The organism is Pseudomonas sp. KH_046_2, from assembly GCF_057838985.1.
Map to the genome: position 1 here is coordinate 1,498,856 of NZ_CM174480.1, position 16,451 is coordinate 1,515,306.

Sequence of the window (16,451 nt, forward strand, 5' to 3'; positions counted from 1 at the left end):
CATGCGCGCCATACCTCTACTTTCGCTTTTGCTCAGCGGCTGGTTCATCGTTCCAGCCCAGGCCGATGAAGCCCAGGACTGGTTGACCCGTCTGGGTCAGGCAGAGCAACAGCAAAGCTTTCAGGGCACTTTCGTCTACGAGCGTAACGGTAGTTTTTCTACCCATAACATCTGGCACCGCGTCCAGGATGGAAAGGTCCGCGAGCGATTGATCCAGCTAGACGGTTCCGCTCAGGAAGTCGTTCGCATTGATGGGCAAACCCAATGCGTCAGCGGCACACTGATAGCCGGGCTTGGGGACTCCCCGAACTCCGCTGCCCGTGCACTCGATCCTCAAAAGCTCAAGAATTGGTATGAACTCGCCGTCATCGGCAAGTCGCGTGTCGCCGGGCGTTCGGCGGTGATCGTATCGCTGAAGCCCCGTGATCAGCACCGCTACGGTTTTGAACTGCATCTGGACAAAGAGACCGGCCTGCCTCTGAAGTCCTTGCTGTTGGACGACAAGGGGCGGTTGTTGGAGCGCTTCCAGTTCACGCAACTGGATACCGCTGACGTTCCTTCCGAAAAAGACCTCCTGGCCAGTAATGATTGCAAGCCAGTCAACCTCGAAAGCGACAAGGCTTCTGCCGTCAAGGCTGCCCAGATCTGGCGTTCCGACTGGTTGCCGCCCGGCTTCGAGCTGACCAGCAGCACCGCTCGCAAGGATCCGCAGACCAAGACCCAGGTCAATAGCCTGATGTATGACGATGGCCTGACGCGCTTTTCGGTATTCCTCGAGCCGTTGAATGGCGCGACAGTCACCGACACCCGTACTCAGTTGGGGCCGACCGTTGCGGTTTCCCGGCGCCTGACCACGACGCAGGGTGACATGATGGTGACCGTCGTCGGCGAGATACCGGTCGGTACTGCTGAACGGATAGCGCTTTCGATGCGCACCACAGACGCCGCTGCAACCAAGCAGTGAGCTGAATTCGAAATGTTTCGTGAGCATTTCAATTTGCAAAAAACCGGTAAATTTCTTATAGGTCAGAGCCCCTCGGCTCTGGCCTTGTTTGTTGTTCCCGGAACAAAAATACCGGCGTATCGTTCCCGGTGTTCCTTGCTCCATATCGCTTAACCATGCTCGTCGTAACGGGAGCCGTATGTCGATACCACGCTTGAAGTCCTACCTTTCCATTTTTGCCACCGTGCTGGTGCTCGGTCAGGCGGTCACCGCCCAGGCGGTCGAATTGCCTGACTTTACGCAACTGGTCGAACAGGCCTCGCCTGCGGTCGTGAACATCAGTACCACGCAAAAGCTGCCGGATCGCAAAGTCAGCCAGCAGATGCCCGACCTCGAAGGCTTGCCGCCGATGCTGCGCGAATTCTTCGAACGGGGCATGCCGCCACAATCGCGCTCACCTCGCGACCGCCAGCGCGAGGCAACTTCCCTGGGCTCAGGTTTCATCATCTCTTCCGATGGCTATATCCTGACCAACAACCACGTAATCGCCGATGCTGACGAAATCCTCGTTCGTCTGGCTGATCGCAGCGAAATGAAAGCCAAACTGATCGGTACCGACCCACGTTCCGACGTAGCGCTGCTGAAAATCGAGGGCAAGGACCTACCGGTGCTCAAACTCGGTAAATCCCAGGACCTGAAGGCTGGCCAATGGGTTGTCGCCATCGGTTCGCCATTCGGCTTTGACCACACGGTGACCCAAGGCATCGTCAGTGCTGTCGGTCGCAGCCTGCCGAACGAAAACTATGTGCCGTTCATCCAGACCGACGTGCCGATCAACCCGGGTAACTCGGGCGGCCCGCTGTTCAACCTCAACGGTGAGGTGGTCGGGATCAACTCGCAGATCTATACCCGCTCCGGTGGCTTCATGGGTGTGTCGTTTGCAATCCCGATCGACGTGGCCATGGATGTTTCCAATCAGCTGAAATCCGGTGGCAAGGTCAGCCGTGGCTGGTTGGGCGTCGTGATTCAGGAAGTGAGCAAGGACCTGGCCGAGTCGTTCGGTCTGGAGAAACCGGCCGGTGCGCTGGTTGCCCAAATCCAGGATGATGGTCCGGCTGCCAAGGGTGGCCTGCAAGTGGGCGACGTGATCCTGAGCATGAACGGTCAGCCAATCGTTATGTCAGCCGACCTGCCGCATCTCGTTGGCGCATTGAAAGCTGGCACCAAGGCCGATCTGGAAGTGATTCGTGACGGCAAGCGCAAGAATGTCGAGTTGACGGTCGGCGCAATTCCGGAAGAAGGCAAGGAGCTGGACGCGCTGCCAAAATCCGGCATCGAGCGCAGCAGCAATCGCCTGGGTGTTTCCGTGGTCGAGCTGACTGACGAGCAGAAGAAAACCTACGACCTCAAGGGTGGTGTGCTGATCAAGGAAGTGCAGGACGGCCCTGCCGCCCTGATCGGCTTGCAGCCGGGTGATGTGATCACCCACCTGAACAACCAGGCCATCGGTTCCACCAAGGAGTTCGCGGACATCGCCAAGGCGTTGCCAAAGAACCGCTCAGTGTCGATGCGGGTACTGCGTCAGGGGCGTGCGAGCTTCATCACCTTCAAGCTGGCTGAATAACCCGGTTGTTGGTTGAATAAAAAACCGCCTCGAAAGAGGCGGTTTTTTGTGTCCGGACTTCTTGTCTCCAGGGCGTCAGCCCATCATGTCCTTGATCATGCGCTCCTGTTCCATCAGCTCGCGTTGCCGCGCGTCGATCCGCGAAGACAGCGGGAAGTTGCTGCCAGCCCTGCGTTTGGCGAAGTCCAGTTGCTGAATGGCCTGTTTGTAGTCCCCGACCAGCGCAAAGTATTCGGCGCGAGCCTGATGCAGGCCGATGATATTGCCCGACAGGCCGCGCGTCTCGGCAACCTGATACCACACGTCCGGATCATCCGGGCGCGACTTGAGCAGGCCTTCGAGGGCTTTCTCCGCATCCGCGGCGCGGTTCTGCTTCAGCAGCAGGTCGACGCGCACCTGGTTCAGCGGGTAGTTGCCAGGGTACTGGGCCATCAACCGCTCAACCCGGGACTGGGCGTCCGGCAGGCGATTGTTGGTGATGTCCAGGTCGACCTGAGCCAGGTTGTAGATGATTTCGTTGGGTGACTTGGCCAGCAACAGCTTGAGGTTTTCCCGTGCTTCGTTCAGTTGACCGCCCTTGATCTGGGCAATTGCCAGGCCGTAGCGCGCCACGTCGTTTTTCGGGTTTTCGTCGAGCTGGGCGCGGAAGCGCTTGGCGCCGAGCCCCGGGGTTTCTTCATAGATCAACTGGACGCGCGCGCGGATCAGTTGATAGCGCATGCTGTCTTCGATGCCGCCCTGTGGCGCCTGTTCGGCGCGGTTGCGGGTGTCGGCGATACGCGATTCGGTGACCGGGTGAGTCAGCAGGAATTCCGGTGGCTTGGCATCGTAGCGGTACTGACGCCCCAGGCGCTCGAACATGCTGGGCATCGACCGGGGGTCATAACCGGCCTTTTCCAGATTGAGAATGCCGATGCGGTCGGCTTCCTGTTCGTTCTGGCGGGAGAATCGCCGCTGTTCCTGAATGGCCGCTGCCTGTGTACCGGCAATGGCCGCGATTCCCGCGTCACCGGCGCCCGCGGCTGCAATCACGATACCGGCCAGCAATGCGGCCATCATGGGTACTTGCATGCGTTGCTGCGCTTCGACGCCCCGGGCAAAGTGGCGCTGCGACAAGTGAGCCAATTCGTGCGCCATTACCGAAGCGTATTCGCCTTCGGTCTGGGCGTTGAGGAACAAACCTCCGTTCACCCCGACGATCCCGCCCGGCGCCGCAAAGGCGTTGAGCTGCGGGCTGTTGATCAGGATAAATTCCAGGCGCCGGTCAGTGACCTGGCTGGTTTCGACCAGTCGGTAGACGCTGGACTCAACGTAATCCTTGAGTTGCGGATCGTTGAGCTGCGAAACCTGACTGCGCAACATGGCCAGCCAGGCGCGGCCGAGCTGGTATTCCTGTTGCGGTGAGACAATGGCAGAACTGGCGTCGCCGAGTGACGGCAGGTCGTCGGCGAAGCCCGGTGAGGCGAGCAGGCAAGCGAGCGTCAGCAGGGTAGGGCGCAAAAATGTCATGCACAAAGCCTTAGTCGACAAAGACCTTACTGTAGCCGGACACCGGCGTTGCGACCAGATATTCTAGGCAACTCAACCACCTGACCCGGAGTGATGCAATGACCGACGCTGTAGAGCATGACGTTGAACTGGACGCCAGTGGCCTGAACTGTCCGTTGCCGTTGCTCAAGGCCAAGATGGAGCTCAACCGGCTGGCCAGTGGTGCGGTACTCAAGGTCATCGCCACCGATGCGGGTTCGCAGCGCGACTTTCGCACCTTTGCCCGATTGGCCGGTCATACCCTGCTTCGTGAAGAAGATGACGCGGGTGTTTACCGCTACTGGTTGAAAAAAGCCTGATATCGGCTGCGTTTGCTCCTAAGGATTATTGATGTTCAAAGTGTTACGCGACTGGATTCAGCGCTATTTCTCCGATGAAGAAGCGGTGGTGCTGGCTGTCCTGCTGTTTCTGGCGTTCACCGCCGTGCTGACCCTGGGCGGTATGCTGGCGCCGGTGCTCGCGGGCATGGTGCTGGCGTACCTGATGCAGGGGCTGGTGGTGACCCTCGAACGCCTGCGGGTGCCGGGCGGGGTCGCGGTGGGGCTGGTCTTTGCGTTGTTCATGGGGCTGTTGTTGGTGTTTATCGTGGTGGTCGTGCCGTTGCTGTGGCATCAACTGATCACCTTGTTCAACGAGTTGCCCGGCATGCTAGCCAAGTGGCAGTCACTGTTGCTGCTGCTGCCCGAGCGCTATCCGCATCTGGTGTCCGATGAGCAAGTGCTGCAGGCCATCGAGGCGGCGCGGGGCGAAATCGGCAAGTTTGGCCAGTGGGCACTGACGTTCTCGCTGTCGAGCCTGCCATTGCTGGTGAACATCATGATCTACCTGGTGCTGGTGCCGATCCTGGTGTTTTTCTTCCTCAAGGATCGGGTCATGATCGGCCAGTGGGTGCGCGGTTACCTGCCCCGTGAACGGGCGTTGATCACCCGGGTCGCCCATGAAATGAACCGGCAGATCGCCAACTACATTCGCGGCAAGGTCATTGAAATCTTCATTTGCGGTGGTGTGACCTACATCGCCTTTGTTGTTCTTGAACTCAACTACGCGGCGCTGCTGGCTCTGCTGGTGGGGATTTCGGTGGTGGTGCCTTATGTCGGCGCCGTGGTGGTGACCGTACCCGTGTTTCTGATTGCGCTGTTCCAGTGGGGCTGGAGCGATCAGTTCATCTACTTGATGGCGGTCTACGGGATCATTCAGACGCTGGATGGCAACGTGCTGGTGCCATTGCTGTTCTCGGAGGCGGTCAACCTGCACCCGGTGGCGATTATCTGCGCAGTGCTGCTGTTTGGCGGGTTGTGGGGGTTCTGGGGGGTGTTCTTTGCAATTCCCCTGGCGACGCTGTTCAAGGCCGTGCTGGATGCGTGGCCGCGCAAGGAGCCGGTGGTGGCGCCGTTGCTTTAGCGGTCAGCCTTTATTTTTCAGTGAGGCTGATGGCCTCTTCGCGGGCAAGCCCGCTCCCACAGGATCAGCGCAGTCCTTGTGGGAGCGGGCTTGCCCGCGAAGGCGTATTGGCAGACGCAGATGAATCAGGCCTTGCTCAGCGCCTGAGCCGCAGCCAAAACCGCATCAACATGCCCCGGCACCTTCACGCCGCGCCATTCCTGACGCAGTACGCCGTTGGCGTCGATCAGGAACGTGCTGCGATCCACGCCCATGTATTCCTTGCCGTAGAGCTTCTTCAGCTTGATCACGTCGAACAGCTGGCAGATGGCTTCGTCCTTGTCGCTGATCAGCTCAAAGGGGAACTCCTGTTTGCACTTGAAGTTCTCGTGGGATTTCAGGCTGTCGCGAGACACGCCGAACACTTCGGTATTGGCGGCCTTGAACGCAGCGTACTGATCACGAAAGCCTTGGCCCTCGGTGGTGCAGCCCGGCGTGCTGTCCTTGGGGTAGAAGTAGATCACCACCTGCTTGCCCTTCAGGCCGGCGAGGCTGACGGTCTGCCCGCTGGTGGCGGGGGCTTCGAAATCGGCAACCGGTTGGTCGATGGCAACGGCCATGAAAGCTTCCTTACATTGGGTTCTGTGGGCGCCAGGGTTCGATCAGGGCATCGAGGTTCAGCGCGTCGGCAAAATCCAGGAACTGATCGCGCAGCCAGCTGATTTGCACGCCGGCCGGCAAGGTCACGGTAAACGTGGCGTTGAGCATGGTGCCGCCGGTCTGCGGGGCCTGGTAGGTGTCGCAGGTCAGGTTTTCCAGCTCGACATTGTGGTCCATGAAGAACTGGCACAGCTCGTTGATGATGTCCGAGCGGTAGGCTGAGCTGACATAGGCGACGTACGGCAGGGCCTGTGGACGGTTTTCCAGGGCAGCACTGCGTACCACGTTGACCGTGAACGCATGCCGCTTGGCCAACACTGGCAGGCTGCCTTCCAGGCGCGCGAGGGCATCCCAGCTACCGGAGATTTCCAGAACCAGCGCACTGCATTCGCCATGACGGGTCAAGCGAGAGGTGACAACGGCGCAGCGGTTTTCATGGCTGGCGCGGCACAGGACGTTGGTCAGCTCCATGGGGTTGGCGCCGAGGGCACTGATAACAAGGAATTGTTCGCGAACTGTGGGGGTGGACATGCAGCATTCCTAAAGCGATGAGCGGTCGGTACGTCCAGAGGGCGTTTTGCCGGGAGCGAGCCTGCGGATGCGAATTCAGAAAACCCCAGACGGCAGGTTGCGACGTGCTCCGGCAGGGCGGGAGCGAGAGGCGGCAACGCTGGATCAGGGCTTGTGATGCCGAAAATGGAGGCTGAAACCCGACGCACGAGCTTGTCTGTACCGATCAAAGTCTGAAGGGTAGCGAAAACCGGCGCCAAGGGGAATGGCGGCAGCACAGTACTTCGCTTGTGCAAGCATCTTGGCGCCAGTACCATTACGGCTCTCTTTTTCCGGCAGGAGCGGTTTCATGATTGCGGGCAGTATGGTGGCACTGGTCACACCCATGGATGCACAGGGGCGTCTTGACTGGGACAGCCTCAGCAAACTCGTGGACTTCCACCTTGAAAACGGCACCCATGCCATTGTCGCCGTCGGTACTACCGGCGAATCGGCAACCCTCGATGTCAACGAGCACATCGCAGTCATCCGTGCCGTGGTCAAGCAGGTCAATGGTCGCATTCCGGTGATCGCCGGTACCGGCGCCAATTCGACCCGCGAAGCCGTCGAATTGACCCGTAATGCCAAGGAAGCCGGCGCCGACGCTTGCCTGCTGGTCGTGCCGTACTACAACAAGCCGACCCAGGAAGGCCTGTACCTGCACTTCAAGCACATCGCCGAAGCGGTCGACATCCCGCAGATCCTCTATAACGTTCCCGGCCGCACCTCCTGCGACATGCAGGCCGAGACCGTGATCCGCCTGTCCACCGTGCCGAACATCATCGGTATCAAGGAAGCGACCGGCGACCTCAAGCGCGCCAAGGCCATCCTCGATGGCGTAAGCAAGGACTTCATCGTCCTTTCCGGCGATGATCCGACCGCGGTCGAGCTGATCCTGATGGGCGGCAAGGGCAACATCTCCGTCACCGCCAACGTCGCTCCGCGTGAAATGGCCGATCTGTGCGAGGCCGCCCTCAAGGGTGACGCCGAGACTGCGCGGGCAATCAACGAAAAACTGATGCCGCTGCACAAGGACCTGTTCATCGAAGCCAACCCGATTCCGGTGAAGTGGGCTTTGGTTGAAATGGGCCTGATGCACGAAGGCATTCGCCTGCCGTTGACCTGGCTGAGCGCACCTTGTCACGAAACGCTGCGCACGGCCCTGCGCCAGTGCAGCGTCCTGGTTTAATTGAGGAAGTACAACGCATGAAGCGAATGGCCGGACTTTCCGCACTTGCCTTGATTATCTCCAGCACCAGTGGCTGCGGATGGATCTGGGGCCCGGAAGGTTATTTCCGTGACCGTGGTAGCGATTACCTGGAAGCGCAACAGACTGCACCGATGCAAATACCGCAGGATGTCCGTACCGCCAAGCGTCTGGATCCGCTGTTGCCGATCCCGCGCAACGTGGCCGATGACACCGCCAAGGGCGAATACATCGTTCCTCGGCCGCAGCCGCTGACCGCGGGTGCCGACGCCAGTGCCTACTCCCTGCAGAAGAACGGCGGTACCAGCTCCATCCTGGCGCAGAACCCGCCGGCCGAAATCTGGCCCGTGGCCGTTCAGTTCTTCCAGGACAACGGCTTCCGTCTGGATGAACAACGTCCGCAAACCGGCGAGTTCACCACGACCTGGCAGCATTCCGACGAACTGTCCGCCGCCGTGGGCAAGCGCCTGAGCGCGGCCGGCGTCAGCACGGACAGCGAAACCCGCGTGCGGGTGCGCATCGAGCCGGGCGTGCAGCGCAACACCAGTGAAGTCTATGTGGTCAGCGCCGAGCGTCCTGCCGGCAGCACCGCTGACGTGGCTTTCACCAACCGTTCGGTCAACACTGGCCTGGACGCGGCGCTGGTCGACGACATGCTCGCGAGCATGAGCCGTATCTCGGAGAAGGGCGGTTCGGTCTCGATGCTGGCGTCGCGTGATTTCGACGCGCCTAGCCGTGTCAGCCTGAGCGAAGACGGCAGCGGCAACCCTGTGTTGAACGTGGGTACCGACCTGGATCGTGCCTGGTCGAGCGTCGGTCGTGCGCTGGAACAGGGCGAATGGCGCGTTGAAGACATCAACCGCAGCCTGGGCCTGTACTACATCAACCTGGCCGAGAAAGCCGAGAAGAAAGACGACAAGCCAGGCTTCTTCAGCAGCCTGTTCGGCAGCGCGCCGAGCAAGGAAGAGCTGGATGCCCGCGCCGAGCGCTATCAGGTTCGCCTGAGCAAGGTTGGCGAGAACGTCCAGGTCACCGTCGAGAAAAATATCAACACCGTGGCGCCGGCAGATGTGGCGCGTAAAGTGTTGAGCGTGATTCAGGACAACCTGGGCTGATCACATGCGTTTTGCCGTTCTCGGCAGCGGTAGCCAAGGGAACGGCACGCTGATAGCCAGCGCTGACACGTATGTGCTGGTGGATTGTGGTTTCTCCTTGCGGGAAACCGAAAAACGCCTGCTGCGCCTGGGTGTGAACCCTGCGCAGTTGAGCGCGATACTCGTGACCCACGAACATGCCGACCACGTGCATGGCGTGGGTTTGCTGTCTCGGCGCTACAATCTGCCTGTCTACCTCAGTCGCGGGACCTTGCGCGGGATGCGCAAACCGATTGAACCCGCGGGCTTTCTGGCCGGCGGCGAGCAGCTGCAAATCGGCGACTTGAGTATCGGTGTCATTGCCGTGGCCCACGATGCACAGGAACCGACGCAATATGTGTTCAGTGACGGTGAGAGGCGTTTCGGCCTGTTGACCGACCTGGGTTCGTATTGTGACAAGGTGCTGGACGGCTATCGGGACCTCGATGCGTTGATGATCGAGTCCAATCACTGCCGTGACATGCTGGCTCGCGGTCATTACCCGTACTTTCTCAAGCAGCGGGTGGGCGGTGAACTGGGACATTTGAATAACCACCAGGCGGCATTCCTGGTGGCTGAGCTGGGCTGGAAAGACCTGCAACACCTGGTCCTGGCCCATCTGAGCAGCAAGAACAACCTGCCGCGGCTGGCCCGGCAATGTTTTGTCGACACCCTCGGGTGCGACCCGGACTGGCTGCAACTGGCCGATCAAGATTCAGGGCTCGACTGGCGTCACATCGCCTAGCCCATCTACTTAGCAAGCGGAGCCCATCATGGAAAAACGTGAAGAACTCTATCGCGGCAAAGCCAAGTCGGTTTACAAGACCGACGACGCTAACCGTTTGATCCTGCTGTTTCGCAACGACACCTCGGCGTTCGATGGCAAGCGTATCGAACAGCTTGACCGCAAAGGCATGGTGAACAACAAGTTCAACGCCTTCATCATGCAGAAGCTCGAAGCGGCTGGCGTGCCGACCCAATTCGACAAATTGCTGGGCGACAATGAATGCCTGGTGAAGAAGCTCGACATGATCCCGGTCGAGTGCGTCGTGCGTAACTACGCCGCCGGCAGCCTGGTCAAGCGTCTGGGTGTCGAAGAGGGCATGAAGCTCAACCCCTACACCTTCGAACTGTTCCTGAAGGACGACGCCAAGGGCGACCCGTTCATCAACGAATCGCACGTCGTGGCCTTTGGTTGGGGTACCGCCGAGCAACTGGTTCGCATGAAAGAGCTGTCGCTCAAGGTCAACGAAGTCCTGAGCAAGCTGTTCGACGACGCCGGCCTGCTGCTGGTCGACTTCAAGCTGGAATTCGGCGTGTTCCACGATGGCTCCATCGTGCTGGGCGACGAATTCAGCCCGGACGGCTGCCGTCTGTGGGACAAGGCCACCGGCAAGAAAATGGACAAGGACCGCTTCCGTCAGGGCCTCGGTGACGTCATCGAAGCCTACGAAGAAGTCGCCAATCGTCTGGGCGTACCGCTTTAACCGACGCAAGCATCTGATAGCACAGAAATATTTCGCTTAGGGGGGTTCGCTTCCTGCGAAAGTGTTGTTATGATGCGCGCCGTTGGAGAGATGCCAGAGTGGCCGAATGGGACGGATTCGAAATCCGTTGTACCTTCACCGGTACCTAGGGTTCGAATCCCTATCTCTCCGCCATATTTAACCTTAAAAGCCCAGCAATGCTGGGCTTTTTTGTTTTCTAGCGTAACTGTTCCCCCATTTGCTCCCCCATCAAGAATTCAAACGATTATCTTCGGTGTGCGCTCCATTGTGCTGGAGTCGTTGCTCAAGACGTTCCCCCTTTCTGCGCACTCACCGCGACTGCCTAATAGGGCTTGCCGAGTGCCGATGCCTTCAAATAAGCCTTGCGCTAACAATGTCATGCTTGAAGGCTATGGTGCTGAGCGATCTCTTGATTCCCTTCATCCTTTTTTCTACTTCTAGGCGTACGTCTGCCTCGTCACCAGCGAAAGGCGGCTGACGGGTCTCCATAGACGCCTCCCACATCAGTAGCAGCTCCACGTGACGCTCCAGATGCTTCATCGCCTCATCTAACTGGTTTCTGAGCAAGGTGTTCGTTTGCTTGGCTGCCTCTCGCTCAAGTCGTGCGGCTTCCTTCATCTGCTTTGTTTCTGCCTGTTGTTCCTTGGTCGCGCTGTTTAGCTCGTCGATGAGGTTGGTGACAATCAGGGTTTCTGGTTGCTCGTGAAGCTTGGCTAGGCGCCGAAGGTTTTTAACGGTGGCGTTGGGAAGTGAGAATGTGCATGCCTTCCTACCGTTCCCAGGTGATCGATACCTGCGCTGTCGTAGGGCGTTCTTCAGTCTCTCGATGAGCTTCAGTCCATCAGGGACTTTCTCTAGGTCGTCAATGATCTGCACTGTCCCTTCGTAGCCAGCGGCCCTGAATCGTGCGTGGACGATGTTGCTGAGGCTATAGGGTGCGCGTTCTTGCAGGTAGCGTTCTGCCCATTCCCATTCGTCCTCGCGCATCCATTTCGGGGCGTTCTTGGTCACGTATCCACCTTGTTTTCATTCTTATAGGAATCAGCTTTGTAGCCAAAGGCGGCCCAAAGTGCAACTGGTTTTTTAGTCGTTACAGTAACGTTATGCGTTTGTTATAGGTCATTGTTTGATAATTTTAACAGGGTGTATAAACTGATCTTTAATTTGAGCTTATTGGCAGCCTATGCTTAATTTTGATGATGTGGGCGTAGATCTGAGTGGCTGTGGTGCTTCCGCCAGATTTCTTTTTGGGGCTATGGCGTGCAACGCTTTGTACGATGACGCGGGAGGATTGGCGCGCAGTGCGAAGGCACTCGCCAAGCAGTTCCACATCTCCGAAAAATCAGTGAATGACGCGTTAGCCGAACTCGCTCATGTCGGCGCTGTGAGTCAGCTGTCGAAGATATCAGGTAGAGGAAGACCAGCAGTCACCTACGCGCTGGTGCCTCGGTTTGTGAAAAGCCTGAGCGCGGGGAATATTGCATTTGGTGATCATGCAGAGATTCTCAAGCAACTGTTCTCAGGCGATGACATGGTCGTCGGTGCGCTGGGTGCGGAACCCCAAAAACGAGATGAGCAATTCGAAGCACCTGATGTTGTGCGCTCCAAGTCGCTGGGGAGGCGTGGCCGATTGAGTAGCCCCAATCGCTTGCTTTTCGCGGTGTTGCTATACCGCTCTGACAGGTTTGGGGTGGTTCAGATCGGTTTTCCAGAGTTGAGCCGCTATACGGGGATGGACGCTGCGCAACTGAAGTACCGAGTACGCCGCTTAATGAATCTGGGGTTGATCAGACAGCAGATACCTGGACTCTCAAGCTCGATTTTCTCGTTAGGCCGGGTCAGTAGTACGTACTTTCTAAATCTGAGCAGTCCGGTCTTCATGGCGACGGATATCAGTGTTGTTGTCCATCTAGCTCACAATTGGGACGGCAAGGACACAAGCCATGCCAACGTTCTCCGCTATGACGTCAACGATCACGTCAAAGGTCTGGGTCTAAGAACGATTGAAACTCCGCTTGGTGTCATTCGCTTTCTTGCTGGCCAGAGGCGAGCAGTCTTTGCTGTGCTTCAGTTGATGCTGTATCGGTTCGCGGCCCATCTGCTCTCTGGTCACTGGAATTCGTTAACGACAGAAAAAGCTCCGGCGGACGCGAGGCTCTGGGGAATGATTGAGGAGTGTTTCCGTCAGCCCCCATCTAGTGGCTGCGATGGCGAGCTATCCAGGCACGATTGGGATCAGGTCTGCGGCCATTTCTACAAGCTGGCCGTTGAGATCGCCTGTGAGTTCAGGTCGCGGTTCGATCAGTCAAACTGGATCGATTTTGATTCTGTGGATGTATGCATCCTGCCTACGGCTGACGACCTTGGATACAAAACGATCACCCTGATGTTGCGACCGGCACCTTCTCATCTGGATAGGTTCGCTGTATTCCAGGAGCAACGTCTCGGTGATGTAAAGCGCTTGCCTTATAAGGATGAAGCTGAGCTCCCTGTGCAGAACCGGTTTGACTTCGGTCTGGCGGGCAGCCCTGGCTAGCGGTCAACCAGCACGAGTGCCAGTTAAAAAAACCATTCCCTGCAGATCCTCTGAGCCAATAGAGGAGCCTGCTCATGAGGATCATCCGCCTGAAAGAAGTCATCGATTCGACCGGTCTGGCACGGTCGACTATTTATAAGTACATCGGGGAGGGCACCTTCCCGAAGCCGGTCTCATTGGGGGACCGTTGTGTCGGTTGGGTTGAAAGCGAGGTGCACGAATGGATTTTGGCAAGAATCGAAGAGCGCGACTTGGCTGAGAGTGCTACAGCCCGACCCGGCCGCCTGAGTATGGCCAGCTAGAAACCACCATTTGCGCCATGACCGGTTCGTAGCTGGTCATGGCGTCTTTGCCGCTTGGGGAATCTGTGCATTCTCAGCTAACTCCCCCAGTATCCCAATGGGCAATCTCTCGGCAGGCTTGGCAATGTTGCTCCCCATTGTCTTGCCTAGCCGTGATCGTCCACCGTGGACTGAGGTGCTTCTAGTTATATAGATATAGATATTAACTATCAATCAGTAACTACCTATCATCTGACTCGGCCACACAGAACCTACTACCAGGGCTAACGATAGGTCATCGGTTAAAAATAAACCCACCACGTACCTGATATGCGAAGAACACATCAGGTACACCACCATGACCAAGCGCACTACCTACACCTACCTTCCCCAGTCCGACATTGCCATCCAGATCGAACGACTCGTCCAGGCCATTGAGCAGCATGACAGCCCAGCTTTTCGGTTCAGGCAAACCCGTACAGGTTATGAGCGAGTTGAGGAGACCAGACTCTCCAGATACTTCACTCACATACGGCAGATGATGGACTTGTTCGATGACCGAGTTGAATACCGCTACAGCGAACACCTGCAAGCGTTTAAGGAGGCCTGTCAGGACATCGGATTGGAACGTCGTCCTACCGGTCCTGTCTGCTTGAATGAAGAGGGTACGGCCTGGCTAGACCATCAGCACAGCATGAACGTGCTGGTAGCACGGATCCGTCAGTTGACGCGTGAACTATGGTATCGCCGTAAGAAGGGTGACCGTCGTCGTCAGGCTAGGCAGCAGGAGGACCGTGTTTGTGATTATTCCGATGCTGTGGTTGAACGCTACTCGCGCACCAACATTATCAGGATCGATCTCTACTACCGGCAGGAAGCCCAGGTCAGGTTGCGTGTCGAGAACGTGTTCGATGACCTGGGTAGGCTGATTGCGGAACATGAGCGCAACCCGATCTTTGACCACCTCACTGGTTACATCTGTGCGGTTGAGCAGGGGGAGGATCGGGGCTACCACATCCATGCGGCCTACTTCTTCAATGGCAACGAGGTACGTGGAGACGTCTACAAGGCACAGCAAATCGGTGAACTGTGGGGGCGCATCACTCGGGGGCAGGGCCACTTCAATAGCTGCAATCACGATAAAGAGAAATACGAAAGCGAGTGTGGGGTCGGCATCGTTCTACGGAACGATCGAACGATCCGGCGCAATGTTCATAAAGCGGTGCGGTATCTGGTTAAGGACGCCCAGCAACTGCGGATGAAGCCGCTCCGGGGCAAATGCCTGCGCAAAGGATTGCCACGGTAGCTATCTACCTGAAATCTTTACAAGTCGCAGCCCGCGTGCTGGTTTTCAGCGCACTGACCGGTTAAGGTTCTGCCATCAGTAACACAACCAACGCAAGGAGGTACCGGGGCGATCATCTCACGATAAGCCTCCCTGCGTTCACCCGTTTAAAGGATTCCTGCGTGAACCAGCAACAGCAAAATCTCGCCGATTTCATCTGGAACGTAGCTGACGTGCTGCGTGGCGACTTCAAGCAATCCGAGTTCGGTCGCATCATCCTGCCGTTTACCGTGTTGCGTCGTCTGGAGTGTGTGCTGGAGCCAACTCGTGACAAGGTGCGCAGTCAGTTCCTGGCGATGCAAGCCAGCGGCGTGGACATGATCTGATTCTGCCTGCCACCGCCGGTGCCACCTTCTACAACGTCTCACAGTTCGCTCTGGACAGTATGGGCTCCACCAGCACTCGCGCCAATCTGGAGGACTACATCGCCAAATTCTCCGCCAATGCCCGTCAGGTGTTCGAGCACTTTGCCTTTGATGGTTGGTTGAGCAAGTTGGAAAACGCCAACCTGTTGTACTTGGTTACACAGAAGTTCGCCAGCATCGACCTGCACCCCAACGTCATCAGTAACCACGAGATGGGTCTGGTGTTCGAGCACCTGATCCGCAAGTTCGCCGAATCCGCCAACGACACTGCCGGGGAGTTCTTTACTCCACGTGACGTTGTGCGCTTGGCCACCACGCTGATCTTCGCTCCCGACCACTAGGCCCTGAATGGCGAAGGCGTGGTGCGCACCGTGTATGACTGCGCTGCTGGTACGGGTGGCTTCCTCTCCTCAGCCATCGAGCAGGTAGCCGAGTGGAACCCCAATGCGCGGCTGGTGCCCTACGCCCAGGAATTGAACCCGGAAACCTACGCCATCTCGGTGGCGGACAAATTGATCCAGGGTTTCGAGACCAAGAACATCAAGCTGGCTAATACCCTGTCCAACGACCTGCTGCCCCATGAGCAGTTCGACTACTGCCTGGCCAATCCGCCGTTCGGCGTGAAATGGGAAAAGGTGCAGAAGCAGGTACAGGACGAGCAAACCAGTCTCGGCTTCGCCGGGCGCTTCGGTGCTGGCCTGCCAAGGGTGGGTGATGGCTCGCTGCTGTTCCTTATGCACTTGCTGTCCAAGCGCAAACCGGCAGAGCAGGGCGGTATCCAAGCTGCAAATGGAAAGAGAGACTCCCGGGCTGCCGCAAGGCATACCTTAGAATGCAGTTAGCTAGGGGCCGGGGTTAGCAAATCATGGTGTGACCGGTAAGGTCGTTCATGAACGACCGAATTCCGCCAGATGGATAATTGCATCGACTTGCCCACCCATTTGCATTCCACTTGACCAGTTGCGTCCGCACTGACGAGATGCTTGAAGAGAAGGGGCTATTACTGGACCTCGACGATGTCGGCTTCGCGTTCGAGGGCATTGGTAACGACGCTCGCATGCAGGCCAGGCACACCAAGACTGTCGACCGCGATCCCGACCGCTCTGGCATCCTGGCCGACCAGGGGCATACGTCCCGATATAAATCTCACCGTAGGCACCAGAAGACGCGCCCCGAAACTGTCGGGTGCAGGGGATATTTGGGTGCCGCTGCTGGCATCTAAAGCGTGCGCATCCTAAGCTTTCCAAGGTGCGCTTTAACCTGTGCTTGTCTCAGGGGCCTGCTGTTCTTCAAGGCTAGACATTCTCAGGATGCACGTCTGATTTTCCTAAGGCGAGCAAGTGCCAGTCTTCAGGCACCCTGGGAGTAGTAC

At 57.8% G+C, this 16,451-nt stretch carries 17 protein-coding genes, 1 tRNA gene and 1 pseudogene; 14 read left to right on the forward strand and 5 right to left on the reverse strand.

Translation table 11 applies throughout. The features are described 5' to 3' along the window. Position 1: 1 nt before the first annotated feature. Both AC3IX1_RS06815 and AC3IX1_RS06820 read left to right on the forward strand, forming a co-directional pair. Entirely contained in the window at positions 2 to 964 is a 963-nt protein-coding gene (locus tag AC3IX1_RS06815) for a MucB/RseB C-terminal domain-containing protein (RefSeq protein ID WP_489387604.1), read from the forward strand. Between the two features lie 178 nt (positions 965 to 1,142). Further along, positions 1,143 to 2,567, forward strand: a complete 1,425-nt coding sequence (locus AC3IX1_RS06820; protein WP_489387605.1) for a DegQ family serine endoprotease — start codon at positions 1,143 to 1,145, stop codon at positions 2,565 to 2,567. Between the two features lie 75 nt (positions 2,568 to 2,642). On the opposite strand, the gene AC3IX1_RS06825 is transcribed toward AC3IX1_RS06820, so the two are convergent. Further along, the gene (locus AC3IX1_RS06825; protein WP_489387606.1) at positions 2,643 to 4,076 is read right to left on the reverse strand and encodes a M48 family metalloprotease; all 1,434 of its coding nucleotides are present in this window, start codon (positions 4,074 to 4,076) and stop codon (positions 2,643 to 2,645) included. Between the two features lie 98 nt (positions 4,077 to 4,174). Here AC3IX1_RS06825 and AC3IX1_RS06830 point away from each other — a divergent pair, with 98 nt between their 5' ends. Both AC3IX1_RS06830 and AC3IX1_RS06835 read left to right on the forward strand, forming a co-directional pair. Next, the gene (locus AC3IX1_RS06830) at positions 4,175 to 4,414 is read left to right on the forward strand and encodes a sulfurtransferase TusA family protein (RefSeq protein WP_007996208.1); all 240 of its coding nucleotides are present in this window, start codon (positions 4,175 to 4,177) and stop codon (positions 4,412 to 4,414) included. A 31-nt stretch (positions 4,415 to 4,445) separates the two neighbouring features. Further along, the gene (locus AC3IX1_RS06835) at positions 4,446 to 5,516 is read left to right on the forward strand and encodes an AI-2E family transporter (RefSeq protein ID WP_489387607.1); all 1,071 of its coding nucleotides are present in this window, start codon (positions 4,446 to 4,448) and stop codon (positions 5,514 to 5,516) included. A 125-nt stretch (positions 5,517 to 5,641) separates the two neighbouring features. On the opposite strand, the gene AC3IX1_RS06840 is transcribed toward AC3IX1_RS06835, so the two are convergent. Together AC3IX1_RS06840 and AC3IX1_RS06845 are read right to left on the reverse strand one after the other, a co-directional pair. After that, positions 5,642 to 6,115, reverse strand: a complete 474-nt coding sequence (locus AC3IX1_RS06840) for a peroxiredoxin (protein ID WP_489387608.1) — start codon at positions 6,113 to 6,115, stop codon at positions 5,642 to 5,644. Positions 6,116 to 6,125: 10 nt separating this feature from the next. Further along, entirely contained in the window at positions 6,126 to 6,686 is a 561-nt protein-coding gene (locus AC3IX1_RS06845; RefSeq protein ID WP_007979776.1) for a glycine cleavage system transcriptional repressor, read from the reverse strand. Positions 6,687 to 7,014: 328 nt separating this feature from the next. On the opposite strand from AC3IX1_RS06845, the gene dapA reads away from it, so the two are divergent. The 5 genes from dapA to AC3IX1_RS06870 all read left to right on the forward strand — a co-directional run bounded on the left by dapA (position 7,015) and on the right by AC3IX1_RS06870 (position 10,705). Continuing rightward, positions 7,015 to 7,893 carry a 4-hydroxy-tetrahydrodipicolinate synthase gene (gene dapA, locus AC3IX1_RS06850; protein ID WP_489387609.1) on the forward strand — a complete coding sequence of 293 codons (879 nt, stop codon included), beginning with the start codon at positions 7,015 to 7,017 and terminating at the stop codon, positions 7,891 to 7,893. Positions 7,894 to 7,910: 17 nt separating this feature from the next. After that, a complete protein-coding gene (gene bamC / locus AC3IX1_RS06855) occupies positions 7,911 to 9,026 on the forward strand; it encodes an NlpB/DapX family lipoprotein (protein WP_489387610.1) in 1,116 nt (371 codons plus the stop codon). Between the two features lie 4 nt (positions 9,027 to 9,030). Then, a complete protein-coding gene (locus AC3IX1_RS06860; RefSeq protein WP_218430385.1) occupies positions 9,031 to 9,789 on the forward strand; it encodes an MBL fold metallo-hydrolase in 759 nt (252 codons plus the stop codon). A gap of 28 nt (positions 9,790 to 9,817) precedes the next feature. Next, entirely contained in the window at positions 9,818 to 10,531 is a 714-nt protein-coding gene (gene purC, locus AC3IX1_RS06865; protein WP_007944067.1) for a phosphoribosylaminoimidazolesuccinocarboxamide synthase, read from the forward strand. An 84-nt stretch (positions 10,532 to 10,615) separates the two neighbouring features. Beyond that, a tRNA-Ser gene (locus AC3IX1_RS06870) sits at positions 10,616 to 10,705 on the forward strand. A gap of 198 nt (positions 10,706 to 10,903) precedes the next feature. Here the strand turns inward: AC3IX1_RS06870 and AC3IX1_RS06875 are convergent. Beyond that, complete coding sequence (locus AC3IX1_RS06875) at positions 10,904 to 11,563, reverse strand: hypothetical protein (protein ID WP_489387611.1); 660 nt, start codon at positions 11,561 to 11,563, stop codon at positions 10,904 to 10,906. Positions 11,564 to 11,735: 172 nt separating this feature from the next. Here AC3IX1_RS06875 and AC3IX1_RS06880 point away from each other — a divergent pair, with 172 nt between their 5' ends. The 5 genes and pseudogenes from AC3IX1_RS06880 (at position 11,736) to AC3IX1_RS06900 (ending at position 15,921) form a co-directional block, all read left to right on the forward strand. Beyond that, positions 11,736 to 13,088: a hypothetical protein gene (locus AC3IX1_RS06880; protein WP_489387612.1), complete on the forward strand. Its 1,353-nt coding sequence runs from the start codon at positions 11,736 to 11,738 to the stop codon at positions 13,086 to 13,088. A gap of 74 nt (positions 13,089 to 13,162) precedes the next feature. Next, on the forward strand, positions 13,163 to 13,390 hold the full coding sequence (locus tag AC3IX1_RS06885) for a helix-turn-helix transcriptional regulator (protein WP_489387613.1): 228 nt from the start codon (positions 13,163 to 13,165) through the stop codon (positions 13,388 to 13,390). A gap of 337 nt (positions 13,391 to 13,727) precedes the next feature. Next, positions 13,728 to 14,675 carry a YagK/YfjJ domain-containing protein gene (locus tag AC3IX1_RS06890; protein ID WP_489387614.1) on the forward strand — a complete coding sequence of 316 codons (948 nt, stop codon included), beginning with the start codon at positions 13,728 to 13,730 and terminating at the stop codon, positions 14,673 to 14,675. 161 nt (positions 14,676 to 14,836) lie between these two features. After that, on the forward strand, positions 14,837 to 15,040 hold the full coding sequence (locus AC3IX1_RS06895) for a type I restriction-modification system subunit M N-terminal domain-containing protein (protein ID WP_489387615.1): 204 nt from the start codon (positions 14,837 to 14,839) through the stop codon (positions 15,038 to 15,040). Positions 15,041 to 15,090: 50 nt separating this feature from the next. After that, positions 15,091 to 15,921: pseudogene (locus AC3IX1_RS06900) on the forward strand (HsdM family class I SAM-dependent methyltransferase). A 158-nt stretch (positions 15,922 to 16,079) separates the two neighbouring features. Here the strand turns inward: AC3IX1_RS06900 and AC3IX1_RS06905 are convergent. Beyond that, positions 16,080 to 16,229: a hypothetical protein gene (locus AC3IX1_RS06905; RefSeq protein ID WP_489387616.1), complete on the reverse strand. Its 150-nt coding sequence runs from the start codon at positions 16,227 to 16,229 to the stop codon at positions 16,080 to 16,082. Positions 16,230 to 16,451 lie beyond the last annotated feature (222 nt).